Here is a 22,634-nt window from a genome sequence, read left to right on the forward strand (position 1 = left end):
GCATGGGCGCCGTGCCGACCGTGACCCGCTGGTGGGGCAGCCGCTCCGACCCCGAGCGCATCGAGCTCTACACGCGGTGGTCGTTCTACACGTTCCTCGGCGCGATCCCGCTCTTCGCCGTCGCGGTGCTCGGCGCGGCCGCCGAGCCGGTCCCGGATCTCGCCGTCGGCCTGTTCTTCGCCGGGTCCGTCGCCACGGCGGTCGGCGGGGTGGTGGTGACCCGCCGCGGTCTGGCCGCGCACGGCCGCGGCGAGCCGCTGCCCCGGCGCACGGTCCTCGGCGCCTTCGCCGCCGCGGGGCTGATGGCGGCGGCGGGAGCCTGGGCGTTCGGCACCGGGGAGCCGTCGCCCGCCGTGCCGTGGTCGGTGGCGCTGCCCCTGGGCACGGTGCTGACCGCGTGCGCGACGGTCTGGACCACCCGGCAGCTGCTGCCGCACACGCTCACCATCGGGGTGCTCAGCGGCTTCGCCGCCTACCTCGACGGGACGCCGGCCCCCGCGGCGGTGGCGCAGGGGACCGCGCTCACCCTGGCGGTGATCGGGGTGGTGCTCGCCTTCCGGTTCTCCGTCTGGGTGCTCGACGTCGTGCAGGAGATGGCCCGCAGCCGGGAGGTCCAGCTGCAGCTGGCGGTGGCCGAGGAGCGGCTGCGGTTCGCCCGCGACCTGCACGACGTCATGGGCCGGGACCTCTCGACCATCGCGGTGAAGAGCCAGCTGGCCGGCGCGCTCGTCCGGCGCGGTCAGCCCGGGGCCGCCGAGGAGCTCGACGACATCAGCCGCATCGCCGAGGGGTCGCTGCGGGAGGTGCGGGAGGTCGTCCGCGGCTACCGCTCGGCGGACCTCGGCGGCGAGCTGGCGGGCGCCCGCTCGGTGCTCCGCGCGGCCGGCGTCGCCTGCAGCGTCTCGGGCGAGGACGCGGGGACGGCGCTGCCCGAGCACCTGCAGAGCGCGCTCGCCTGGGTGGTGCGCGAGGCGGTGACCAACGTGCTGCGGCACAGCCGTGCGTCGCGGTGCACGATCACCGTGACCGTCACCGAGCAGGAGGCAGGACTGACCGTGGTCAACGACGGAGCGGACGCGCCCGGGACGGAGTGGGGCAACGGCCTCACCGGGCTCGCCGAACGGCTGACCGCCCTCGGCGGCCGACTCCGGGCGCGGCCGGCGGACGGCGGCTTCGCGCTGGAGGCCACGGTGCCGGTGGCGGTGCGCCGGTGATCCGCGTGCTGCTCGCCGACGACGAGAACCTGATCCGCTCGGCGCTGGCCGCGTTACTGGCCCTGGAGGACGACCTCGACGTCGTCGCGGAGGCGGCCTCCGCGGCCGAGGCGCTGGCCATGGCGCGGGCGCACTCCCCCGACGTCGCCGTCCTCGACCTGCAGCTCCCCGACCGCGACGGCATCTCGCTCGCCGCCGACCTGGCCGCGTTCCTTCCCGGCTGCGGCCTGGTGATCGTCACCGGGCACGGCCGACCGGGCCACCTCAAGCGCGCGCTCGAGGCGGGGGTGCGCGGGTTCCTCCCGAAGACGGTGAACGCCGGGGTGCTGACCACCGTCGTCCGCACGGTGCACTCCGGCGGCCGGTACGTCGACCCCGAGCTCGCCGCCGAGGCGATCAGCGCCGGGGACAGCCCGCTGACCCCGCGCGAGGCCGACATCCTGGAGCTCGCCGCCGGCGGCGCGCCGGTGGAGGAGATCGCCGCGCGCGCCCACCTCTCCCCCGGCACGGTTCGCAACCACCTCTCCGCCGCCGCCGCGAAGCTGCGGGCGCCGAACCGGCACGCCGCCGTCGCCGAGGCCCGCCGGCACGGCTGGATCTGACACCGGGCGGCGAGGGGCTCACCTGCGGAACGGCAGCCGCTTGAGCGCCCGGAGCCCGGCGGTCACCACCGTCGCGTAGCGCTCCAGCGGCAGCCCCGGCACCGGCCCCACCGGCAGCCTGCGCTGGACGGCGACGGTCTGGCTCTCGGTGTACTTGAGGATGCCCTCCCGGCCGTGCCGCCGACCGACGCCCGAGTCCGGGTCCGGGTCGGGTGCGGTGCGGTCGTCGTCATCCCCCACTTCTACCCGGCCGGCCGCGCAGCGACGACCGCTGAGCCGGGCCGCCGGTAGCAGCGAGCGACCGCGTGTGACCGCCCGGTGGTCCCACGCGGCGGGGGTGCCACGGCGGGTCGGCGCGGAGAATCGCGCCCGCACCGAGCCGTTACCGTCGCCGTCTCCGCGCACAGGAGACCCGCGACGGCTCGGAGGAGCAGCCATGTCCCGGAAACTCTCGATCCTGACCATGACGACGGTGGTGGCGCTCGGCCTCGGTGCCGGGACCGCGTCCGCCGGCGACGACCCGCCCCGCACGGGGTCCCCCGGCGCCCCCGGCCTCGGGGATCCCTACTTCCCGCTCGACGGGAACGGCGGGTACGACGTCGTCCACTACGACCTGGACGTCCGGTACGACCCGGCGACCGACGTGCTCCACGGGGTCGCGACGATCACCGCCCGGGCGCTGCAGGACCTCTCCAGCTTCAACCTCGACCTCGAGGGCATGGAGGTCCGGTCCGTGCGGGTGGGCTCCAGCGACGCGGCCTGGGCGCGCGAGGGCGGCGAGCTCACCGTCACCCCCGCCAAGGCGCCCCGTGCGGGGCAGAGGTTCGCCACCACGGTGACCTACGACGGCGTTCCGCAGACCATCACCGACGCGTTCGGCACCTCCGGCTTCATGCACACCGACGACGGCGCGATCGTGGCCGGCCAGCCCGACGTCGCGGCCACCTGGTTCCCGGCGAACGACCACCCCCGGGACGCCGCCTCGGTCACCGTCCGCGCCACGGTCCCGGAGGGCCTGGAGGCCGTCTCCAACGGCGTCCTCCGCGGCACCCGCACCGCGCACGGGTGGACCACCTGGGACTGGCGCGCGCAGGAGCCGATGGCCACCTACCTGGTCACGCTGGCGATCGGCGAGTTCGACCTGCGCGAGTACCGGGCCGACGGCATCCGGTACTGGGACGCGCTGGACCCCGACCTGTTCACCATGGAGCTCGACCCGGGGTCCGGGGGCGCCTCCGTCGGTGAGGTGGCCGAGGGGTCGCTGGCCCGGCAGCCGGAGATCACCGACTTCCTCTCCGGCGTCTTCGGGCCGTACCCGTTCCGTGCTTCCGGCGGCATCGTCGACGACCACCCGGAGTTCCAGTTCGCGCTGGAGACGCAGACCCGTCCGATCTACGCGTCGGCGTTCTTCTCCGACGCCGTGAGCGGCGACCTCGTGGTGGTGCACGAGCTGGCCCACCAGTGGACCGGCGACCTCCTGCGCATCGACGAGTGGCGGCACATCTGGCTCAACGAGGGGTTCGCCACGTACGCCGAGTGGCTCTGGCTCGAGCGCGAAGGGCTGTCCAGCCCGCAGCAGGAGTTCGACGCCATCGCCGCGGGCGCCCCGCCGGAGTTCTGGGAGCTCACCATCGGCGACCCGGGGCCGGCCACGGAGAACCTCTTCGACATCGCCGTCTACTACCGCGGCGCGATGACCCTCCAGGCGCTGCGCACCGAGGTGGGCGACGAGGCGTTCTTCGCGATCGTCCGGGAGTGGGTGGCGTCCCAGGCCGGCGGCACGGTCACCACCGAGGAGTTCGTCGCGCTCGCGGAGAAGGTGTCCGGGCAGCAGCTGGACGAGCTGTTCCACCAGTGGCTGTTCACCCCCGGGAACCCGACCGCGGCCGGCTGACGACCCGAGCGGCTGAGGGGCCCGGCCGGGCCCCTCAGCCGCTCGGCCCGAACTGCTCCACCCGGATGTCCGCCGCCGGGATGCCCAGGGTCTCCAGCAGCCGGGTGGCCGCGCCGGCGAACGCGGCCGAGCCGCAGACGAAGGCCGTCTGACCCGGCTCCCACAGCGGCACGAGGTCCGCGGCGGTGAGCCGGCCGGCGGGCCGGATGCCGTGCGGCTCCCGCGTGGTGACGACCAGCGCGCCGGCGGCGAGCAGCTCGTCGGCGTAGGGCAGCAGCTCCAGCGTCCGGACCGAGACGGCGATCCGGAGCCGGTCGGCGCGTCCCAGCGCCCGGGCGGTGCGCAGCATCGACACGAACGGGACGACGCCGGTGCCGCCGGCGACCAGCAGCGCCGGGCTCTCCGTGTCCCACACGAACCAGCCACCGATGGGGCCGCGCACCTCCAGCACGTCGCCCGGCTCCACGACGTCGGCCAGGTGGGTGGAGACCTCGCCGTCGTCCAGCCGTTCCACGAACAGCTCCACCAGCGGATCGCCGGGCGCGGAGGCGACCGAGTAGGAGCGCTGCGCGGTGTACCCGTCGGGGGCGGTGAGCCGGACCACGTAGTGCTGCCCGGGCAGGTGGTCGACCCGGTCGGCGACGTCCAGCCGCAGCTGCACCGAGCGCGGCACCGGCCGACGGACGCCGGCGACGGTGGCCGTCCGCCAGCCACCGGCAGGGGCACCGGGGACCCCGGCGCCGAGCACGACCGGGTCCGGGGCCTCAGTCACCCTGGTACCGCTGCTGCCGCCACGGGTCCCCGCGGTCGTGGTAGCCGTTCTGCTCCCAGAAGCCCGGCTGGTCACGGGCCAGCAGGGTCAGCTTGCTGATCCACTTGGCGCTCTTCCAGAAGTACAGGTGCGGCACCAGCAGCCGGACGGGACCACCGTGCTCCGGGGTCAGCGGGCGACCGTCGAAGTCCCAGACCAACCACGCCTTGCCGCCGGTGACGTCGGCCAGCGGCAGGTTGGTCGTGTAGCCGGTCTTCGACGTCGCCATGACGAAGTGCGCCTCGGCGGTCGGCCGGGCGGCATCGAGCAGCGTGTCGACGCTGACGCCGGAGAACCGGGTGTCGAACTTCGACCAGGTCGTGACGCAGTGGATGTCGCCGCGGTACTCCGACGGCGGCAGCCGGTGCGCCTCCTCCCACGACCACGTCGTCGGCGACTCCACCTTCCCGTCGACGGTGATGCTCCAGGTCTCGGATGAGATGCGCGGGGTCGGCTCGGCGGTCAGCACCGGCCAGTCGGCGCCGACGTCGTACTGGCCGGGCGGCAGCCGCGGGTCGCGCTCGCGGCGGCGGCCGAGGAATCCACGGGTGGGGGTGGGCACGAGGACACGATCCCCCACCGGAGGCGCCTGGACCACCACCGCGCGCCCCCGACGTGCACGGATGCCGGGAGCCTCCCCTCCGACCTGCGGTGAGGGTCGCCTTACATGAGCCGTGTCACCTCGTGTTGGCTTGGTGGCAAGCACCGTGTAGTCCTAGCGTGGGGACTTGTGGTGACGGTGGAGCACACTCAGCGCAGGACCCCGAAGGTGGCGAAGACCAACTCGGTCTTCAAGAAGGCCGTGATGGCCGTCAGCGGCATCATCATGGTGCTGTACCTGATCGCGCACGTGATCGGGAACCTGAAGGCCTTCTCCGGCGCCGAGGCGTTCAACTCGTACTCGGGCTGGATCCGCACGGTCGGCAACCCGGCGCTGCCCGGGCAGACCACGCTCTGGGTCATCCGGATCGTGCTGCTGGTCGCCGTCGTGGCGCACTTCTGGGCCGCCGTCTCGCTGTGGCGCCAGGCCAAGCGTGCGCGCCCGTCGGGCTACGTGACCAAGAAGGCCACCGCCCAGAGCTACGCCTCGCGGACGATGCGCTGGGGCGGCGTGATCGTCGGCGCCTTCATCATCTACCACGTCCTCGACCTCACCCTGGGTGCGGTGAACGCCGAGGGCTTCGACAGCACGCCGTACGACCGGCTCGTCGCCAGTTTCCAGAACCCGTTCGTCACGATCTTCTACGCCATCTCGGTGATCCTGCTGGGCATGCACCTGCGGCACGGCATCTGGAGCGCCACGCAGACCTTGGGCCAGAGCAACCGGCGCCGCGAGAAGACGGTCAGCCTGTTCGCCCTCGGGTTCTCGACCGTCCTGACCCTCGGATTCCTGCTGGTGCCGTTCTCCGTCCTCTTCGGGCTCATCGACTAAGGAGCTCCCCCAGATGCCTCTCGAGCTGTTCACCGTCGGCGAGCCCATCGCCGACACCAAGGCCCCCACCGACGTCCCGATCGGCGAGCGCTGGAGCGAGCGCAAGTTCCGCGGCCGCCTGGTCAACCCCGCCAACCGCCGCAAGATGACGATCATCGTCGTCGGCACGGGCCTGGCCGGTGGCTCCGCCGCCGCCACGCTGGGCGAGGCCGGCTACAACGTGAAGTCGTTCTGGTACCAGGACAGCCCGCGCCGCGCGCACAGCGTCGCCGCGCAGGGCGGGATCAACGCCGCCAAGAACTACCGCAACGACGGCGACAGCGTGCACCGGCTGTTCTACGACACGGTCAAGGGCGGCGACTTCCGCTCGCGCGAGAACAACGTGCACCGCCTCGCCGAGGTCAGCGTCAACATCATCGACCAGTGCGTCGCCCAGGGCGTCCCCTTCGCCCGCGAGTACGGCGGCCTGCTCGACAACCGCTCCTTCGGTGGCACCCAGGTCTCGCGCACCTTCTACGCCCGCGGCCAGACGGGCCAGCAGCTGCTCTACGGCGCCTACCAGGCGCTGGAGCGGCAGATCGCGGCCGGGACCGTCGAGGAGCACTCGCGCACCGAGATGCTCGACCTGATCGTCGTCGACGGCCGCGCCCGCGGCATCGTCGCCCGCGACCTCGTCAGCGGCGAGATCAGCACGCACTTCGCCGACGCGGTGGTCATCGCCAGCGGTGGCTACGGCAACGTCTTCTACCTCTCCACCAACGCCAAGGGCTCCAACACCACGGCGATCTGGCGGGCGCACAAGCGGGGCGCGTACTTCGCCAACCCCTGCTACACGCAGATCCACCCCACCTGCATCCCGGTCAAGGGCGACTACCAGTCGAAGCTGACCCTGATGTCGGAGTCGCTGCGCAACGACGGCCGCGTGTGGGTGCCCAAGGAGCGCGGCGACGACCGCGACCCGCGGGACATCCCCGAGTCCGACCGCGACTACTACCTCGAGCGCCTCTACCCCTCGTTCGGCAACCTGGTGCCCCGCGACATCGCCTCGCGCCAGGCCAAGAACGTCTGCGACGAGGGCCGCGGCGTGGGCCCGGGTGGGCTCGGCGTCTACCTGGACTTCGCCGAGGCGATCGAGCGCCTCGGGCGTCCGGCCGTCGAGGCCAAGTACGGGAACCTCTTCGACATGTACGCCCAGATCACGGGCGAGGACCCCTACGAGGTCCCGATGCGGATCTACCCCGCCGTGCACTACACGATGGGCGGGCTGTGGGTCGACTACGACCTGCAGTCGACGATCCCGGGCATGTTCGTGATCGGGGAGGCCAACTTCTCCGACCACGGCGCGAACCGGCTCGGCGCCTCCGCGCTGATGCAGGGGCTGGCCGACGGCTACTTCGTGCTCCCGTCGACGATCAGCAGCTACCTCGCCGACGGGCCGTTCGAGAAGGTCGACGAGAGCCACCCCGCCGCCGTCGAGGCGCTCACCGGCGTGCAGGAGCAGGTGCAGAAGCTGCTGAGCATCAACGGCAACCGCACCCCGGCGTCCTTCCACCGCGAGGTCGGCCAGCTGATGTGGGACCTCTGCGGCATGGAGCGCACGGACGAGGGCCTGCGCAAGGCCATCGACCGCATCCAGGAGATCCGCAAGGAGTTCTGGACCAACCTGAAGGTGACCGGCGACTGGCACTCTTTCAACCAGACGCTGGAGCACGCCGGCCGGGTCGCCGACTTCATCGAGCTCGCCGAGCTGATGTGCATCGACGCCCTGCACCGCCGCGAGAGCTGCGGTGGCCACTTCCGCGCGGAGAGCCAGACGCCCGACGGGGAGGCGCTGCGCGACGACGAGAACTTCGCCTACGTCGCCGCCTGGGAGTGGACGCCGGAGGGCCAGCCCCCGGTCCTGCACCGGGAAGACCTCGAGTACGAGTACGTCCACCTCGCCCAGCGGAGCTACAAGTGACAGCCACACACGAAGGCCCGATGCGCTCCAGCGTCGGCAACCCCGCGGCCGAGAAGCGCGGGATGAACCTGACGCTGCGCATCTGGCGCCAGCAGGGGCCGACGGCCAAGGGCAAGATGGTGACCTACAAGATCACCGACATCTCCCCCGACATGTCGTTCCTCGAGATGCTCGACGTGCTCAACGAGCAGCTGATCATGCAGGGCGACGACCCGGTCGCCTTCGACCACGACTGCCGCGAGGGCATCTGCGGCATGTGCGGCGTCATGATCAACGGTCAGGCGCACGGCCCGCAGCAGACGACCACGTGCCAGCTGCACATGCGTTCCTTCAAGGACGGCGACTCGATCGACATCGAGCCGTGGCGCGCCACCGCGTTCCCGGTGATCAAGGACCTCGCCGTCGACCGACGGGCGTTCGACCGGATCATCCAGGCCGGCGGCTACATCAGCGTGCCCACCGGCACCGCGCCCGAGGCGCACGCGACCCCGGTGCCGAAGGCCGACTCGGACGCCGCGTTCGACGCCGCCACCTGCATCGGCTGCGGTGCCTGCGTGGCGGCCTGCCCGAACGCCTCCTCGATGCTGTTCACCGCCGCCAAGGTGACGCACCTGGGGCTGCTGCCCCAGGGCCAGCCCGAGCGCAACGACCGCGTGGTCAACATGGTGGCGCAGCAGGACCGCGAGGGCTTCGGCGGCTGCACGAACATCGGCGAGTGCTCCGCCTCCTGCCCGAAGGGCATCTCGATGGAGACGATCTCCCGGCTGAACCACGACCTGCTCGGCGCCCTGCGCGCCGGGGCGCGGCCGAAGAGCTGACCTCACCGCGCCCCCCTGGCGCGGAACTGCACGAGAGCCCCCCTCCGGACACCGGAGGGGGGCTCTCGTGCACTCCGAGGCCGCACGCCGGCTGGCACACTGCGCGCGTGCCGCCCACGACCGCCGAAGACCGCGTGGCACCCCCGACGGCGTCCCCGGTCCGCGCGCTGCTGCACGTCCTGCTGGCCGGTGGGCTCGGCATCCTGATGGCGGTCGTGGGCGCGCCCGTCGTCATCGCCTCGCTCTTCGGCGGCTGGACCGCCGTGGGCATCGCGGTCGCCGTGCTCACCGCCGTCGCCTGCGGGCTCGCCGTCGCCGTGGACCGCACCGCGGGACCGGGTGGCTGCGGCCGGCCCGGCTCGGTGCTGCGGGGCGTCACCCTGGGCGTGGTCGCGTCCGGTGCCGTCGTCGTGCTCGCGGGGGTGGCGCTGCGCCTGGACGTCGGCGACGGCGTGCCCGTGCTGCTCCGCTACGCGGCCGCCGGTCTGCCGTTCGCCGCGGTCGCCGGCCTGCAGTGGCCCGGCGTGGTCCGGATCGTCACGGCGGTGCTCCTCGCGGGATGCGCCGCGGCGGTCCTCGTGCCGCGCGGGACGGAGGCGGCCCAGGACGCCCAGCAGCAGCGGATCCTCACGGAGGTGGGCACCACTGACCACCCGTGGGTCACCGCGGTCGACGGCTACCGGGTCTCCGCGTCCCAGGCGACCGGCAGCCCGCTGATCTGGACGCGGCTGGAACGCGCCGACCACCGGGCCGACGCGGTGCTCTGGCTGTTCCGCGCCCAGCCGGTGGATCCCGCGGCGGCCGACCCGTGCGCAGCGACCTCGCTCTGGACGCCGGGCGGCGACCAGCCGATGACCTCCTGCACCGCCCTCGGCGACGGGCGCTGGCTGCGCTCGTCCGGGTACTGGCAGGAGCTGGTCCGCTTCGACCCCGACGTCCGGATCGGCGTGACGGCCGACCCGGTCGTCGCGCTGCCGGTGCTCGAGGCGGCGCTGGCCGCGGCTCGCCCGATGACCGAGGACGAGTACGAGACCTGGCTCGACGAAGGGCTCACGCCCGGCTGGTGAGCGGCGCCTGCTCCCGCTCGTCCAGCCAGCTCCACAGCTCGTCCGGCGGTAGCGGCCGGCTCAGGTGGTACCCCTGGACGACGTCGCAGCCCAGCTCCGCGAGGGCCGCGACCGTCGCCGCGTCCTCCGCGCCCTCCGCCACCAGCACCAGGCCCAGCGCGTGCGCCAGCTGCAGGGTGGAGGTGACGATCGAAGCCGCTCGGGCGCTCCCGGTCATCGCCGCGATGAACGTGCGGTCCAGCTTCAGCTCCGTGACCGGCAGCGCGGCGAGGTAGGCCAGGCTGGAGTGGCCGGTGCCGTAGTCGTCGATGGCCACGCCGACGCCGTCGTCCCGCAGCCGGCCGAGCACCCCGACGGCGCGCTCCCGGTCCTCCATCAGCAGGCTCTCGGTGACCTCGAGGACCAGGCTGCCCGCGGTCAGCCCGTGCGCGGCGAGCAGGCGGGCGACGTCGTCCGGGAAGGACTGGTCGACCAGGTTCGAGGGGCTGACGTTGACCGCCATGGTGAGCGACCGGCCCTGGTCGGCCCAGCGGCGGCACTGGGCCAGGGCCATGTCGACCACCCGGGCGGTCAGTTGGCCCATGAGCCCGGCCGACTCCGCCAGGTCGATGAACGCGTCCGGGTAGAGCAGCCCCCGCGTCGGGTGCTGCCAGCGGACGAGCGCCTCGACGCCTGCCACCGTGCCCGTGGGGAGATCGAGCTTCGGCTGGTAGTGCAGCACCAGCTCACCGGTCTCGAGGGCCCGCCGCAGCGCCGAGACGTCCTCCAGCCGGTGCCGACCGTGCCCGTCCCGGTCCTCGTCGTACACGGCGGCGCCGAGGCGGCCGGACTTCGCCGAGTACATCGCCAGGTCGGCCAGCTGCAGCAGCTCCACGGCGCTGCGCGAGTGCTCGGGGCCCACGGCGACACCGACGGCGGCGTCCAGGCCGAGCTCCATGCCGGCGAGCCGGAACGGGCGCCGCAGGTGGTCGCGGAGGCGGTCGGCCAGGACGAGGGCGCCGTCGACGTCCAGGTCCTGGGCCAGGACGACGAACTCGTCCCCGCCCAGCCGGGCCAGCAGGTCACCGTCGCGCACCTGCGCCCGCAGCCGGGTGCCGACCTCCCGCAGCAGCGCGTCGCCGACACCGTGGCCCAGCGAGTCGTTGATCTCCTTGAACCGGTCGAGGTCGAGGACGAGGACGGCGAGCTCCTCACCGGCGAGGAGCCGCGTGTCCAGGGCGTCGAGCGCCTCGAAGACGCAGCGCCGGTTGGGCAGCCCGGTCAGCTCGTCGGTGCGCGCCTGGCGGCGGCTGTCGGCCAGCGCGCGGACGGCGCGGAAGGTGAGCGCGGTCCGCGCCAGGGCGGCGAGGACCGCGCCGAAGGCGAGCGCCCCCGTCATCGGGTCGCCGCCACGGAAGTACCCGTGGACGAGCAGCCCGACCGCGGTCAGGGTGCACACCGCGGGGACGAGCAGCGGCGCGCGGACCGCGGCGGGGTCGGAGATGCCCCCGGCGGGGGCGTGGCAGGCCGAGAACCCGAAGCACAGGAACGCCAGACCCCAGACCACGTCGAGCGCGCTGCCCACGGAGTACGTGTCGTGGGCGACCTGGTAGGCGTACACGGTGTCGCCGGTGACGAACAGCAGGAGCCCGGTGACGACCCACCACCAGCCGCCCCCGCCGCGCCGCCCGATGACGACCAGGCCGGCGGCCAGCAGGCTGAGCAGCAGCAGGTCACCCACCGGGTAGGCGATGCCGACGAAGGCGGCGCCGTGCCCGTCCGCCGCGGTGCGGAGCAGGTCCCCGAGGGCCAGGGACGCGGCCAGGGCCCCGGCGGTGAGCCCGGTGACCAGGCAGTCGAGCCAGAGGTCGGCCGTGAGCCGCCGCACCCGGCCGCGGATCATGAGCAGCAGCGCGAGGAAGGCCAGCGGGTAGAACCCCAGCTGGAGGGCGTCGGCCCACGACGGCCGGGGCACCGTCTCCAGCCCGCGGTAGTGCAGCTCGTAGACCGCGCCACCGAGCAGGTAGGCCCCGACCGCGCCGGCGAAGCAGAGCCACGCCCGGCGTGCGACCGAGGTCACGCGTGCCCGCAGCACGAGCACGACCGTGAGGGCGGCGAGGAAGACCAGCTTCCCGCCCGCGGCCAGGTACTCCCCGACGCACGGGATCCCGAGGGCGGCCATCACCAGGCAGAGCACCCAGGCGGCGGACGCGACGGCGGCCGTGACCCGCACGGCACGCAGCGCCCGGTCCGCGTCGCGCCCCCGCGTGCTCCCGGTGCGCCGCTCATCCATGACCGGACGATCGGCGCGGTACGAGATCGGCTGAAACGCAGCTCACGTCCCTCCTCCCCCGCCGGGGGGAGGCCGGGGCCGCGCCGGGAGCGTCAGGCGGGAGGCACCGGCGGGATGATCCGGTCGACGACGTCGGCCGGCATCAGCCCGGCCTTGCCGAAGCGGCTGGCCGCTTCGATGAACTGCGGCGCGGAGGCGGCAAGCTCGACGAGCATCGCCCGGGCGTCGTCCTCCCGGCCCGCGAGGGCCGCGACGACGGCCCGCCACATCAGCTGGTCGGGCTCGGTGACCGGGTCCATGGGGCGCAGCAGCTCCAGCTCCCGGTCGGCCGTGACGGGGTCCCCGTCGATGGCCTGCTGGAAGGCGCGGACGACGTCCTGGTAGCGGGCGCGGGTCACGGTCAGGTCGGCCAGGGCGCCCAGCGGGTCCGGGGAGTCGTCGACCCGCAGGTCGACCACCATGTCGTGCCAGGGACGCCCGGTCGTGGTCGCGCGGACGACCATGATCGCGGCCGACCGGCGTCCCCGGAAGTCACCGCCGGCCTCCTCCCCCGCCACCAGCGCGCTGAGCAGGCGCTGCGCGAGCAGACCGGCGGAGCCCTCGAACCGCTCCACCATCGCTTCCCACACCGCGGGCGAGCTCGCCATGTTGGCCAGCGCGACGCAGTTGTCGCCGACGAGGTGACCGGCGGCGTCGACGCAGCTGGTGCCCGTGTACACGGCGAAGTCGCCGGCGAGACCGAGGACGGCGACCTGCCGGCGCTCGGGCTGGGGGTCGACGCTGCTGAGCGCCGTCAGCACCTCCTGCGCGGTGAACCCGCCGCGCAGGAGGTCGAGACCGACGGAGCCGTACATGGGCTCGGCCATCGACTGCGTGGCGATGACCCCGTGCCCCGGGAGGGCGAAGGGGACGCTGTTGCCGACCGCGAAGGCCTGGGACTGGGTGGCGACGCCCATCTCCCCCGTCTCGGGGTCGCGGGCCACGATCGAGTAGGTCACCGCGGCGGCCTACCCGCGGCTCCCCGGGACCCGAAACCCCGGTGCGTCACAGTGCGCGGTCCCCCATGGCCTGGGCCAGGAGCTCCACCGACCGCAGCCGTCCGTCGAGGGACGCCGACTGGTGGGCGACGATCAGCTCGTCGGCGTCGGCCAGCTTCGCGAACCCCTCGAGGTGCTCGCGCACCTCGGCCGGGGTGCCGACGGCGGTGTGGGTCAGCATGGTGGAGACGTGCTGACCGGCTCCCTGCGCGAGCAGCTGGTCGGCCTGCTCGTCGGTGAGCGCCCGGCCACGGCCGAACAGGCCGACGGCCAGGTTCCGCCGGACGGCCTGCAGCTGCTCCTGCGCGGCCGCGGTGCTGTCGGCGGCGACGACGTTGACCCCGGCGATGACGTAGGGCTCCGCCAGCTGCTCGGAGGGCTTGAACTCCCGGCGGTAGGCGGCGACGGCCGGCTCGAGCATGGCCGGCGCGAAGTGCGAGGCGAACGCGTAGGGCAGCCCGAGCGCCGCGGCGAGCGTGGCGCCGAACATCGACGACCCGAGCACGTACAGCGGCACCCGCGAGCCCTTGCCGGGGATCGCGTCGACACCGGGCACCCGGCTCTCACCGGCCAGGTAGGCCTGCAGCTCGAGGATGTCCTGCGGGAAGCTGTCGGCCGAACGCGGGTCGCGGCGCAGCGCGTACATGGTGTTCTGGTCGCTGCCCGGGGCACGGCCCAGCCCCAGGTCGATGCGGCCGGGGTACATCGCGTCGAGCGTGCCGAACTGCTCGGCGATCGTCAGCGGCGAGTGGTTGGGCAGCATGACCCCGCCGGCACCCAGCCGGATGCTGCTGGTCTGCGCGCCGACGTGCGCGATCAGCACGCTGGTGGCCGACGAGGCGATGGAGGGCATGTTGTGGTGCTCGGCGTACCAGACGCGCGCGTAACCGTGCTCCTCCGCGCACTGGGCGAGGGCCACGCTCGCGGCGATGGCGCTGCTCGCGGTCTCCCCGCGCGGGATGGGTGCCAGGTCGAGGACGGACAGGGTGATGCTCATGTGCGGTACGGGCCTTTCACGTCGGTTGCCTGGCGCAACGCCGCCGGCCCGCCGCACCTTCCCCTGCGCCCTGGGAGCGTTCCGACCGCTCCGCGGGTCCTGCAGTGGCCGTGGAGCGCCGCGAACACCCCCAGAGCGTGGGTCAGCGGCTCTGCAGCGCGTCCAGCGCGACGGCCATCGCCGCCGCCACCCGGAAGTCCAGGCGGTCGTCGGGAACGGTCACCGTGTACTGGTCGCGCAGCGCGATCCGCTTCTCGCTGCTCATCACCAGCGCCCCGGTCCGGCTGTCGGTGAAGTCGAAGTGGAAGAGGAACGGCACCGGGATGCTGTCGAGGAACGGGATGAGGCCCCACACCCGGCGCAGCAGCGCGATGAACCGGTTGCGCTCCTGGCCGACGGCGTCGATGCCGGGCGCCGACAGATGCCAGGTGGAGCGCAGCAGGCTGGCGCCGAACGCCTTCCGGAAGTAGCCGACGGGCTGCCCGTGCTCGTCGAGGACGTCGTGCTCGGCGCCGACGTCCAGCCGCTGGCGGGCCTTGAAGGAGAACACCCGCCGGCTCTTGGACTCGTCGGCGAAGAAGGTGACCTCCTCCCGCAGCTTCATCCGCTTCTGCTCGGCGAGGGCGAGGAGCTGCCCTTCGCTGCCGTCGGGGTTCGCCGAGCGCACCTCGTAGCGGTTGACCATCATCGTGACCCGCTGCCGGACGAAGAACTTCGGCACGACCACAGGGGCCGGCTGGGGCGCGGGGGGAACGGTCACGACGGTGCTCCAACAGTGGTCGACGGCTGGGGTCGGCCCATCCTGTCGGATCGGCGCCCCTCGCGGGCCGGTGCCGACCGTCGGCCGGCCCGCGGGAGGGCGACCGGGCTCACCGCGGGGACGCCGCCCGCCCACCGGTGAGGACGTCGTGCAGCCGCTGCACCTGCCGCTCCAGAGGGCTGGGGTTCTCGTCGTCCCGCATCGGCCCCGCGGGCATCAGCACCCACAGCAGCAGGTAGACGAGGATGCCGGCACCACCGGCGACGGTCAGGCCGACGAAGCCGACCCGCCACAGCACGGCGTCGATGCCGGTGTACTCGGCGAGCCCGCCGCACACCCCGCCGGCCATGCGGTCGGTGGTGCTGCGCCGGAGCTCCGGTCGCCGCGGCGGGAGCTGCTGCCCGCCGTCGGGGGCGTCCGCGGGCGGAGGGAGGGGAACTGAGTTCGTCATGCCACGAGCCTGCGCGCGGCGCCGCCGGCGCGACATCCGGTGACACCCGGATCCGTCCCCGAGAACGGCGCTCAGGGTCTCCCCCGGCCGGACCTCACCGCAGCGGGAGCGGCGTCGTGTCGCCGTCCTCCCGCGGGCCGAGGATCCAGCGCTCCTCGAGGGCGATGGGCACGTCGTTGATGCTGGCCTCCCGCCGGCGCATCAGGCCGTCGGCGGCGAACTCCCAGTTCTCGTTGCCGTAGGAGCGCCACGTGCGGCCCTCGGCGTCCTGCCACTCGTACTGGAAGCGCACCGCGATGCGGTCGTCGGTGAAGGCCCACAGCTCCTTGCGCAGCGCGTAGTCCAGCTCGCGCTGCCACTTGCGGGTCAGGAAGTCCACCACCTGGTCACGGCCCCGCAGGAACTCGGCGCGGTTCCGCCAGACGGTGTCCTCCGTGTAGGCCTGCGCCACCCGGACCGGGTCGCGGGTGTTCCACGCGTCCTCCGCGGCGCGCACCTTCTGCTGGGCGGTCTCCAGGGTGAACGGCGGGAACGGTGGTCGGGACACGCGGTGCCTCCTCGGGCGCAGCGGCGGCCGCCTGCCGGCCACCGGGTGCCAGCCTGCCGGGGGTGCGGGCCCCCTCGCACGCCGGCCGATGAGTTCGCCGCGGCCGGCCCGTCTAGGTTCTCGACGACCGGTTCACCGAAGGAGATCCCGTGGGACGCATCGCCGCCGCCCTGTTCACCACCGTCGACGGTTCGGCCGAGCGCCCGGACCAGTGGCACGGGCCGTACTTCGACGAGGCGATGGGCGCGGCCATGGACCGGCACCTGGGCCGGTGCGAGGCCTACCTGATGGGCCGCGTCCTGCACGACCAGTGGGCCCGGTACTGGCCCGGCAACGACAGCGACGAGTTCGCCGAGTTCATCAACCCGGCCACCAAGTACGTGCTGTCGACGACGCTCCAGGGCTCCGACTGGGCCGGGACGACGGTGCTGCGCTCCCTCGACGAGGTGCGGGCGCTGAAGGAGCGCACCGCCGGCACCATCGGCATGTCCGGCAGCCTGACGACCGTGCGGTCGCTGCTGGAGGCCGGCCTGCTCGACGAGCTGGTGCTGCTGGTGGACCCGGTCGTGGTCGCCGGGGAGCGCCGCTGGACCGACGAGCTGGGCCGCACCCCGCTGGAGCTGCTGTCCTCGGAGGCCTTCCCGACCGGCGTCCTGCACCTGGTCTACCGGCCCGCCCGGAAGGGGTGAGACGCCCGGTCGCCGCCAGGTGTTCCGGACCGCGTCACCGGGCGGACACCTTCGGTGCCCACGCTGGCGCCATGACGGCGAGCCCCTTCGTGATCGGGATCCGGGTCGGCTGGATCGGGCGTGACGTCCGGTCGGACGACGCCGGGGCCGGTCGCGCGGACGACGTCGTGCACGCGGTCGCCAAGCCGGTGGTGGACGGGCTGGAGGCGTCGCTGTGCGGGCAGCTGGTGCGGGCGACCGCCGCGCAGGACTGGCCCACGCAGCACGGCACGGCGCGGTGCGGGGAGTGCGCCCGCCTCGCCGGCTGATCCCGGCGGCCGCGGTACGACTGTTACCGGGTCGCTCCCCTGCCGTGCGCGCGCTGCTCCCCCACGGGTCACCTTCCGGCCGGAGCCTGGTGCTGTCCGGACGGAGACGATCCAGGAGGAAGCCATGACCACGCCCGCAGCCAAGCCGCCGGCCACGTCCACCACCGAGCCGAAGAACCGCAAGCAGTCCGACGAGGACGCGGCCGGCACCGAGCCGACGACGCCGGAGCTCGACGAGCTGGCCCGTACCCGCGAGGAGGCCGAGGACCGGGCCCGGGAGCTGCTGGCCGCCCAGGTCCTGCAGGAGGCCCGCAACGGATCCCACGACGAGCGGGCCCGCCAGCTGGTCCTCGCCGTCCGCCGCGACCTCCTCGTGGAGCTGCGCGAGCAGGAGCAGGTGCAGGCCCGCCGGCAGCTCGCCGCGGCGGCGGACAGCAGCGAGGACGCCGTCGTCGGCCTCGTGCAGGGGGTGACGACGATCGTGCGCAGCTTCGTGCCCGCCGTGTTCGTCCGGCCGGAGGAGGTCATCGAGACCACCTACGCCCTGGCCGACCAGGGGCTGCGCGTGACCCGCCGGCTGGCGCTGACCCTGACCGAGAGCGTGCGCGGGCTCGTCACGACCTGACGGGACGCGCTCCGTCGGCGAGGGCCGCCGGGTCACCCCCGGGCGCCCCTCGCCGACGCACGGGGTCCGGTCCACCGCCGCTGGGTGGCCTCCTCCCCTACTCTCCCGGCGTGCTCGATGCCCGCGAGAGCTCACGACCGGTCCGGGCCGACCGGTGGCGGTGGCCCGTGCGCACCCTGGCGGTCCTCGCCGTCGTGTGCTGGGTCGCCTCCTACAGCTGGCTCCTCGGGTGGACGCCGCCCACCCGGTGGCTCCACCCGACCGCGTCGCCGTGGCTGGTCATGGAGCTCGCGGCGGTGGCAGCCGGGGCGGCCGCGGTGGTCGGCGGCGCCGTGCTGGCCGGGCGAGGGAGCGCCGCCGGCCGGCGCACCGGGGTCCGGTCGGCGTGGCTGGGCGGCCTGGCGCTGCTCGCGACCGCCGCCGGTCTCGCCGTCGCCGTGTGACTCCGTGGACTTCCTCGCCCTGTCACACCGGCGGCGCGGCCGGTGTCTCCATGTCGTCGGATCGACACACCTGGAGGAGGAGACATGGCGAGCAGCACGCGGGTCCCCGCGACCGAGGTCACCGGCATCTACGGAGGCCTGGTGAAGGCGATGTGCCGGAGGATGTTCGGCCAGGTACCGGAGTCAGTCGGCGTGCTCTGGCACCACCCGGCCGTGGTCAAGGACCTGATGGGCCTGGGCCGCAAGTCCGACGCGTGGCACCGGCTGGACCCCCAGCTCGCGACCTTCGCGTCGATGGCCGCGGCCGCGACCGTCGGGTGCAGGTTCTGCCTGGATCTCCACTACTTCATGACGCGCAACCGCGGGCTCGACGAGGCGAAGGCCCGCGAGGTGCCGCGCTGGCGGCAGTCGACGGTGTTCACGCCCCTGGAGCGGCGAGTGATGGAGTACGCCGAGGCGATGAGCCAGACGCCGCCGGCCGTGACCGACGAGCTGTCGGCCGCGCTGCTGACCGACCTCGGCGCGCCCGCGCTCGTCGAGCTGACCGCCCGGGTCGGCGCGATGAACCTCACGGCGCGGGCCAACGTCGCACTCGGCATCCGCTCACAGGAGTTCGCGGCGTCCTGCGGCCTGCCGCCGCTGGCCACCCCTTCGCGGGACGGCCTCACCCCGGCATGACCGACGACCCCTTCCCCGCCCACCGCGGCCTGCTCTTCACCGTCGCCTACGAGCTGCTCGGCTCGGCCGCCGACGCCGACGACGTGGTGCAGGAGACCTGGCTGCGGTGGGCCGAGGTGGACCCCGCGACGGTGCGGGACCCGCGCGCCTACCTGGTGCGGATCGTCACCCGGCAGGCGCTGAACCGGCTGCGGACGATCTCCCGCCGGCGCGAGGACTACGTGGGCGAGTGGTTGCCGGAGCCGCTGCTGACCGGCCCCGACGTCGCCGAGGACGTCGAGCTCGCGGAGAGCGTCTCGATCGCGGTGCTCACGGTGCTGGAGACGCTGGGACCGGTCGAGCGCGCGGTCCTCGTGCTGCACGAGGTGTTCGACGTGCCCTACGACGAGATCGCCGAGGCGGTGGGCAGGTCCAGCGCCGCGGCGCGGCAGATCGCGCACCGGGCCCGCGAGCACGTGGCGGCCCGGCGACCGCGGATGACGGTGAGCCGCACCGAGCAGCAGCAGGTCGTGGACCGGTTCCTCGCCGCGCTCACCGGTGGCGACGTGCAGGCGCTGCTGGACGTCCTGGCGCCCGACGTCGTCGTGGTCGCGGACGGCGGCGGTCTGGCGCCCGCCGCCCGGCGACCGTTCGCGGGCCGGGCGCGGGTGGCGAACGCGCTGTCCCGGTTCGCCGAGCTCGCGCCCGGCGTGCGGATCACCACCCCGCTGGTCAACGGGGCGGTCGGGGCGCGGATCGACCCCGGCGGCGAGTTCGACACCGTGGTCACGTTCGTCGTCGAGGACGGCCGGATCAGCCGCATGTACGCGGTTCGGAACCCGCACAAACTGGGCAGGCTCGACACGGTGGCCGAGCTGCGGCGCTGACCAGAGGTCCGCGGCCTGATCTTCGGGAGCGGACGTGGCGGGAACGAACGTGCTCATCGTGGGCGGCGGCAACGCCGGCATCTCCCTGGCGGCGCGGCTGCTCCGGGACGGGGTGGAGGACGTCACCGTCGTGGCGCCGTCCCCGGTGCACCGGTACAAGCCGCTGCTGAACTACGTCGCCGCGGGCGAGGCATCGATGGCGGAGCTCGAGCGCCCGATGGCCGACGTCGTGCCGGACGGGTGCACGTGGATCCGCGACGCCGTCGACGCCGTCGACCCCGCCGCCATGACGGTGCGCACCCGCGGGGGCCGGACCCTGCACTGCTCGACCCTCGTGCTCTGCCCCGGCCTCGTGGAGGACTGGGACGCGACGCCGGGGCTGCAGCGGGCCTACACCGAGGGGTGGGCCGCGTCCTCGTACGTGCCGGGCAGCGCCCCGCTGGTGTGGCCGGGCGTGACGTCGCTGCGGGCCGGCTCCGTGGTCTTCACCGTGCCCCCGGAGCCGGCGTCCTGCGGGCCGACCGCGCTCAAGCCGCTGTTGATGGCGTGCGACCACTGGCGGCGCGCCGGCGTGCTGGACGACCTGCAGGTCCGCCTCGTGCTGCCGGCGGCGGCGGGGACCGGCATCCCGGAAGCGGACCGGTACCTGGAGGACGTGTTCGCCGGCTACGGCATCGAGGTGCTGCGCGAGTCACGGATCGAGCGGGTGGACGGCGACCTGCACTCGGTCACGATCACCTCCTCGAGCGGCCGGCGGGTGCTGGAGGACGTCGCGTTCGCGCACGCCGTCCCGCACTACCGGGCGCCGCGCTGGATCGCCGACGCCGGCCTCGCCGTCGATGCCTCCCCCGGCCTGGTGGACGTCGACCCCGGGACGCTGCGGCACCGCCGGCACGGGTCGATCTGGGGCCTCGGCGACGCCGCCGACCTCGCCACCCGCCCGTCGGGGGGCGCGCTGCGGAAGCAGGTGAAGGTGCTGAGCGAGAACCTGTCGGCCGCCGCGACGGGCAAGCCGATGCAGCAGTACAACGGCTACACGGTCATGCCGATCACCGTGACCCGCCGGAAGCTGATGCTGAACGAGGTCGACCGCGACAACCGGTCCCAGCCGTCGGTGCCCTTCCTCGACCCGTTCGTGCCGCGACGCTGGCAGTGGCTGTTCGACCGCTACGGGCTGCCGCAGGTCTACTGGCACCGCATCCTCCGCGGCCGGGTCTGACCCCGTCCTGAAGGTCCTCGACAGGGCCCGCGCCCCATGTCGAGAATCCGAGCGCGGCTCCGTCCCCCGGGTGCGAACGGCCAGAATGGGCCGTACCTCACCAGGGAGAACACCATGGCCAAGTACCTGCTGCTCAAGCACTACCGCGGCGCGCCGGCGGCGGTGAACGACGTCCCGATGGAGAAGTGGACGCCGGAGGAGATCTCGGCCCACGTGCGGTACATGCAGGAGTTCGCCGAGCGGCTGGAGGGCACCGGCGAGTTCGTCGACGGGCAGGCGCTCGCGCCCGAGGGCACGTGGGTCCGCTCGGACGGCGAGGGGCGGCCGCCGGTCACCGACGGCCCGTTCGCGGAGACGAAGGACCTCATCGCCGGCTGGATGGTGATCGACGTCGACAGCCACGAGCGGGCGGTGGAGCTGGCCGGCGAGCTGTCCGCGGCTCCCGGAGCAGGGGGGAAGCCGATCCACGAGTGGCTCGAGCTGCGTCCGTTCCTGACGGCGCCGCCGACCGTCACGGAGTGACCGCACCGGTGGACGAGACCCTGCTCCGGGCGCTCATCCCCACCGTGATCGGGATCCTCCGCCGCCGCGGAGCCGACTTCGCGGCGGCCGAGGACGCGGTCCAGGAAGCGTTGCTCGAAGCCGTCCGGGTGTGGCCGGAGAACCCACCGCGCGACCCGCAGGGCTGGCTGGTCACGGTGGCCTGGCGCAAGTTCCTCGACGCCACCCGCGCCGAGTCCTCCCGGCGGCAGCGCGAGCTGCGCGTCGAGGGCGAGCCGCCGCCCGGGCCGGCCGGGGGCGTGGACGACACCCTCCAGCTGTACTTCCTGTGCGCCCACCCGTCCCTGACCCCGGCCTCGGCGGTCGCGCTCACGCTGCGGGCGGTCGGCGGCCTCACCACGCGGCAGATCGCCCAGGCCTATCTCGTCCCCGAGGCGACCATGGCGCAGCGGATCAGCCGGGCCAAGAAGACGGTGTCGGGCGTCCGGTTCGACCAGCCCGGGGACATCGCCACCGTGCTGCGGGTGCTGTACCTGGTCTTCAACGAGGGCTACTCCGGCGACGTCGACCTCGCCGCCGAGGCCATCCGGCTCACCCGCCGGCTCGCGGCCGCCGTCGACCACCCCGAGGTGGCGGGCCTGCTGGCGCTCATGCTGCTGCACTCCGCGCGCCGCCCGGCACGAACCCGCCCCGACGGGAGCCTCGTGCCCCTGGCCGAGCAGGACCGCACCGCGTGGGACACCCGGTCGATCACCGAGGGCGTCGAGGTGCTGCAGGCCGCGCTGGCCCGCGACCGGCTGGGTGAGTTCCAGGCGCAGGCCGCGATCGCCGCGCTGCACGCCGACGCACGCACCGCCGGGGAGACCGACTGGGTGCAGATCGTGGAGTGGTACGACGAGCTGGTGCGGCTCACCGGCAGTCCGATCGCCCGCCTCAACCGGGCCGTCGCGGTCGGCGAGGCCGACGGTGCGCGGGCCGGTCTGGCCGCCCTGGCCGAACTGGACCCCTCGCTCCCCCGCTACTCCGCCGTCGCGGCGTACCTGCACGAGCGCGACGGCGACCCGGCGACCGCGGCGCGGCTCTACGCCGAGGCCGCCCGGGCCGCCCCGAACCTGCCCGAGCGCGACCACCTCACGCGGCAGGCGGCCCGGCTCAACGCCCGACCGGGCTGACGAGGGGTTACCGCTGCTGCCGGCGGGCGACGAGGACGAGGCCGCCCACCAGGATCACGAGGGGCGCCCAGCCCGGCAGGCCGAAGGGCCCGACGATCAGCTGGATCACGAAGATCGCGAGCTGGAAGGCGACGATGAAGCCCACCAGGAGCAGGATCCCGAAGAGCAGCGGCCGTTCCGCCTGCAGCTGTCGCAGGTAGTCCATCAGGTCTCCTCGGTCGTGGGGCACCCCGGCGACACCGGCCATCGGGGACATCGACACCAGAACGTT

At 73.8% G+C, this 22,634-nt stretch carries 26 protein-coding genes; 16 read left to right on the plus strand and 10 right to left on the minus strand.

All coding sequences use genetic code 11. The features are described from left to right. Positions 1-11 precede the first annotated feature (11 nt). Together ACI79K_RS11100 and ACI79K_RS11105 are read left to right on the plus strand one after the other, a co-directional pair. Positions 12-1,214: a sensor histidine kinase gene (locus tag ACI79K_RS11100; RefSeq protein ID WP_456587271.1), complete on the plus strand. Its 1,203-nt coding sequence runs from the start codon at positions 12-14 to the stop codon at positions 1,212-1,214. Beyond that, the gene (locus tag ACI79K_RS11105; RefSeq protein WP_456587270.1) at positions 1,211-1,816 is read left to right on the plus strand and encodes a response regulator; all 606 of its coding nucleotides are present in this window, start codon (positions 1,211-1,213) and stop codon (positions 1,814-1,816) included. Before ACI79K_RS11100 ends, ACI79K_RS11105 begins: the two co-directional genes overlap by 4 nt. 18 nt (positions 1,817-1,834) lie before the next feature. On the opposite strand, the gene ACI79K_RS11110 is transcribed toward ACI79K_RS11105, so the two are convergent. Then, positions 1,835-2,056: a hypothetical protein gene (locus tag ACI79K_RS11110; RefSeq protein ID WP_456599712.1), complete on the minus strand. Its 222-nt coding sequence runs from the start codon at positions 2,054-2,056 to the stop codon at positions 1,835-1,837. Positions 2,057-2,252: 196 nt separating this feature from the next. Between ACI79K_RS11110 and ACI79K_RS11115 the strand changes: the two genes are divergently transcribed. Then, a complete protein-coding gene (locus ACI79K_RS11115) occupies positions 2,253-3,710 on the plus strand; it encodes a M1 family metallopeptidase (protein ID WP_456599713.1) in 1,458 nt (485 codons plus the stop codon). Between the two features lie 34 nt (positions 3,711-3,744). Here ACI79K_RS11115 and ACI79K_RS11120 read toward each other — a convergent pair whose 3' ends face one another. Further along, a complete protein-coding gene (locus tag ACI79K_RS11120) occupies positions 3,745-4,482 on the minus strand; it encodes an FAD-binding oxidoreductase (protein WP_456599714.1) in 738 nt (245 codons plus the stop codon). After that, positions 4,475-5,083: a sulfite oxidase-like oxidoreductase gene (locus tag ACI79K_RS11125; RefSeq protein ID WP_456599715.1), complete on the minus strand. Its 609-nt coding sequence runs from the start codon at positions 5,081-5,083 to the stop codon at positions 4,475-4,477. Before ACI79K_RS11125 ends, ACI79K_RS11120 begins: the two co-directional genes overlap by 8 nt. Positions 5,084-5,290: 207 nt before the next feature. Here ACI79K_RS11125 and ACI79K_RS11130 point away from each other — a divergent pair, with 207 nt between their 5' ends. From ACI79K_RS11130 to ACI79K_RS11145, 4 genes are all read left to right on the plus strand, one after another. Further along, a complete protein-coding gene (locus ACI79K_RS11130) occupies positions 5,291-5,953 on the plus strand; it encodes a succinate dehydrogenase cytochrome b subunit (RefSeq protein WP_456590905.1) in 663 nt (220 codons plus the stop codon). A gap of 13 nt (positions 5,954-5,966) precedes the next feature. Next, positions 5,967-7,913, plus strand: a complete 1,947-nt coding sequence (locus ACI79K_RS11135; RefSeq protein WP_456590906.1) for a fumarate reductase/succinate dehydrogenase flavoprotein subunit — start codon at positions 5,967-5,969, stop codon at positions 7,911-7,913. 20 nt (positions 7,914-7,933) lie between these two features. After that, a complete protein-coding gene (locus ACI79K_RS11140) occupies positions 7,934-8,731 on the plus strand; it encodes a succinate dehydrogenase/fumarate reductase iron-sulfur subunit (RefSeq protein WP_456590907.1) in 798 nt (265 codons plus the stop codon). Positions 8,732-8,838: 107 nt separating this feature from the next. Continuing rightward, positions 8,839-9,798 carry a hypothetical protein gene (locus tag ACI79K_RS11145; RefSeq protein WP_456599716.1) on the plus strand — a complete coding sequence of 320 codons (960 nt, stop codon included), beginning with the start codon at positions 8,839-8,841 and terminating at the stop codon, positions 9,796-9,798. Here ACI79K_RS11145 and ACI79K_RS11150 read toward each other — a convergent pair. The 6 genes from ACI79K_RS11150 to ACI79K_RS11175 form a co-directional block, all read right to left on the minus strand. Beyond that, the gene (locus tag ACI79K_RS11150; protein WP_456599717.1) at positions 9,782-12,070 is read right to left on the minus strand and encodes a putative bifunctional diguanylate cyclase/phosphodiesterase; all 2,289 of its coding nucleotides are present in this window, start codon (positions 12,068-12,070) and stop codon (positions 9,782-9,784) included. The two genes, ACI79K_RS11145 and ACI79K_RS11150, sit on opposite strands and share 17 nt — an antisense overlap. Before the next feature lie 92 nt (positions 12,071-12,162). Then, positions 12,163-13,068, minus strand: coding sequence for a DUF1028 domain-containing protein (locus ACI79K_RS11155; RefSeq protein ID WP_456599718.1), 906 nt, complete (start codon positions 13,066-13,068; stop codon positions 12,163-12,165). Between the two features lie 46 nt (positions 13,069-13,114). Next, on the minus strand, positions 13,115-14,104 hold the full coding sequence (locus tag ACI79K_RS11160) for an LLM class flavin-dependent oxidoreductase (RefSeq protein ID WP_456599719.1): 990 nt from the start codon (positions 14,102-14,104) through the stop codon (positions 13,115-13,117). 142 nt (positions 14,105-14,246) lie between these two features. After that, positions 14,247-14,864 (minus strand): hypothetical protein, encoded by a 618-nt coding sequence (locus tag ACI79K_RS11165; RefSeq protein WP_456590912.1) that lies wholly within the window; start codon positions 14,862-14,864, stop codon positions 14,247-14,249. 109 nt (positions 14,865-14,973) lie between these two features. Beyond that, positions 14,974-15,315: a PspC domain-containing protein gene (locus tag ACI79K_RS11170; RefSeq protein ID WP_456590913.1), complete on the minus strand. Its 342-nt coding sequence runs from the start codon at positions 15,313-15,315 to the stop codon at positions 14,974-14,976. A gap of 94 nt (positions 15,316-15,409) precedes the next feature. Next, complete coding sequence (locus tag ACI79K_RS11175) at positions 15,410-15,862, minus strand: nuclear transport factor 2 family protein (protein WP_456590914.1); 453 nt, start codon at positions 15,860-15,862, stop codon at positions 15,410-15,412. A 149-nt stretch (positions 15,863-16,011) separates the two neighbouring features. On the opposite strand from ACI79K_RS11175, the gene ACI79K_RS11180 reads away from it, so the two are divergent. From ACI79K_RS11180 to ACI79K_RS11220, 9 genes are all read left to right on the plus strand, one after another. Next, the gene (locus ACI79K_RS11180) at positions 16,012-16,551 is read left to right on the plus strand and encodes a dihydrofolate reductase family protein (RefSeq protein WP_456590915.1); all 540 of its coding nucleotides are present in this window, start codon (positions 16,012-16,014) and stop codon (positions 16,549-16,551) included. Positions 16,552-16,622: 71 nt separating this feature from the next. Then, complete coding sequence (locus ACI79K_RS11185; protein WP_456599720.1) at positions 16,623-16,859, plus strand: hypothetical protein; 237 nt, start codon at positions 16,623-16,625, stop codon at positions 16,857-16,859. Between the two features lie 124 nt (positions 16,860-16,983). Beyond that, a complete protein-coding gene (locus ACI79K_RS11190) occupies positions 16,984-17,484 on the plus strand; it encodes a hypothetical protein (RefSeq protein ID WP_456599721.1) in 501 nt (166 codons plus the stop codon). A gap of 110 nt (positions 17,485-17,594) precedes the next feature. Further along, positions 17,595-17,927 carry a hypothetical protein gene (locus tag ACI79K_RS11195; protein WP_456599722.1) on the plus strand — a complete coding sequence of 111 codons (333 nt, stop codon included), beginning with the start codon at positions 17,595-17,597 and terminating at the stop codon, positions 17,925-17,927. Between the two features lie 84 nt (positions 17,928-18,011). Next, positions 18,012-18,605, plus strand: a complete 594-nt coding sequence (locus ACI79K_RS11200) for a carboxymuconolactone decarboxylase family protein (RefSeq protein WP_456599723.1) — start codon at positions 18,012-18,014, stop codon at positions 18,603-18,605. Further along, positions 18,602-19,471: an RNA polymerase sigma-70 factor gene (locus ACI79K_RS11205; protein ID WP_456590920.1), complete on the plus strand. Its 870-nt coding sequence runs from the start codon at positions 18,602-18,604 to the stop codon at positions 19,469-19,471. The genes ACI79K_RS11200 and ACI79K_RS11205 overlap by 4 nt, the downstream gene beginning before the upstream one ends. A gap of 34 nt (positions 19,472-19,505) precedes the next feature. Then, on the plus strand, positions 19,506-20,690 hold the full coding sequence (locus tag ACI79K_RS11210) for an NAD(P)/FAD-dependent oxidoreductase (protein ID WP_456590921.1): 1,185 nt from the start codon (positions 19,506-19,508) through the stop codon (positions 20,688-20,690). 114 nt (positions 20,691-20,804) lie between these two features. Then, positions 20,805-21,212: a YciI family protein gene (locus ACI79K_RS11215; RefSeq protein WP_456599724.1), complete on the plus strand. Its 408-nt coding sequence runs from the start codon at positions 20,805-20,807 to the stop codon at positions 21,210-21,212. Next, positions 21,209-22,363 carry an RNA polymerase sigma factor gene (locus ACI79K_RS11220; RefSeq protein ID WP_456599725.1) on the plus strand — a complete coding sequence of 385 codons (1,155 nt, stop codon included), beginning with the start codon at positions 21,209-21,211 and terminating at the stop codon, positions 22,361-22,363. Before ACI79K_RS11215 ends, ACI79K_RS11220 begins: the two co-directional genes overlap by 4 nt. Before the next feature lie 7 nt (positions 22,364-22,370). On the opposite strand, the gene ACI79K_RS11225 is transcribed toward ACI79K_RS11220, so the two are convergent. Beyond that, entirely contained in the window at positions 22,371-22,568 is a 198-nt protein-coding gene (locus tag ACI79K_RS11225) for a hypothetical protein (RefSeq protein WP_456590924.1), read from the minus strand. Positions 22,569-22,634 lie beyond the last annotated feature (66 nt).

This window comes from Blastococcus sp. SYSU DS0616 (genome assembly GCF_054051015.1).

Excerpts from the sequence above, each read along its gene's own strand:
- ACI79K_RS11115 (WP_456599713.1), top strand. The coding sequence starts at position 2,253 with ATGTCCCGGAAACTCTCGATCCTGACCATGACGACGGTGGTGGCGCTC.
- ACI79K_RS11135 (WP_456590906.1), top strand. The coding sequence starts at position 5,967 with ATGCCTCTCGAGCTGTTCACCGTCGGCGAGCCCATCGCCGACACCAAG.
- ACI79K_RS11140 (WP_456590907.1), top strand. The coding sequence starts at position 7,934 with ATGCGCTCCAGCGTCGGCAACCCCGCGGCCGAGAAGCGCGGGATGAAC.
- ACI79K_RS11150 (WP_456599717.1), bottom strand. The coding sequence starts at position 12,070 with ATGGATGAGCGGCGCACCGGGAGCACGCGGGGGCGCGACGCGGACCGG.
- ACI79K_RS11160 (WP_456599719.1), bottom strand. The coding sequence starts at position 14,104 with ATGAGCATCACCCTGTCCGTCCTCGACCTGGCACCCATCCCGCGCGGG.
- ACI79K_RS11170 (WP_456590913.1), bottom strand. The coding sequence starts at position 15,315 with ATGACGAACTCAGTTCCCCTCCCTCCGCCCGCGGACGCCCCCGACGGC.
- ACI79K_RS11185 (WP_456599720.1), top strand. The coding sequence starts at position 16,623 with ATGACGGCGAGCCCCTTCGTGATCGGGATCCGGGTCGGCTGGATCGGG.
- ACI79K_RS11190 (WP_456599721.1), top strand. The coding sequence starts at position 16,984 with ATGACCACGCCCGCAGCCAAGCCGCCGGCCACGTCCACCACCGAGCCG.
- ACI79K_RS11200 (WP_456599723.1), top strand. The coding sequence starts at position 18,012 with ATGGCGAGCAGCACGCGGGTCCCCGCGACCGAGGTCACCGGCATCTAC.
- ACI79K_RS11205 (WP_456590920.1), top strand. The coding sequence starts at position 18,602 with ATGACCGACGACCCCTTCCCCGCCCACCGCGGCCTGCTCTTCACCGTC.
- ACI79K_RS11215 (WP_456599724.1), top strand. The coding sequence starts at position 20,805 with ATGGCCAAGTACCTGCTGCTCAAGCACTACCGCGGCGCGCCGGCGGCG.
- ACI79K_RS11225 (WP_456590924.1), bottom strand. The coding sequence starts at position 22,568 with ATGGACTACCTGCGACAGCTGCAGGCGGAACGGCCGCTGCTCTTCGGG.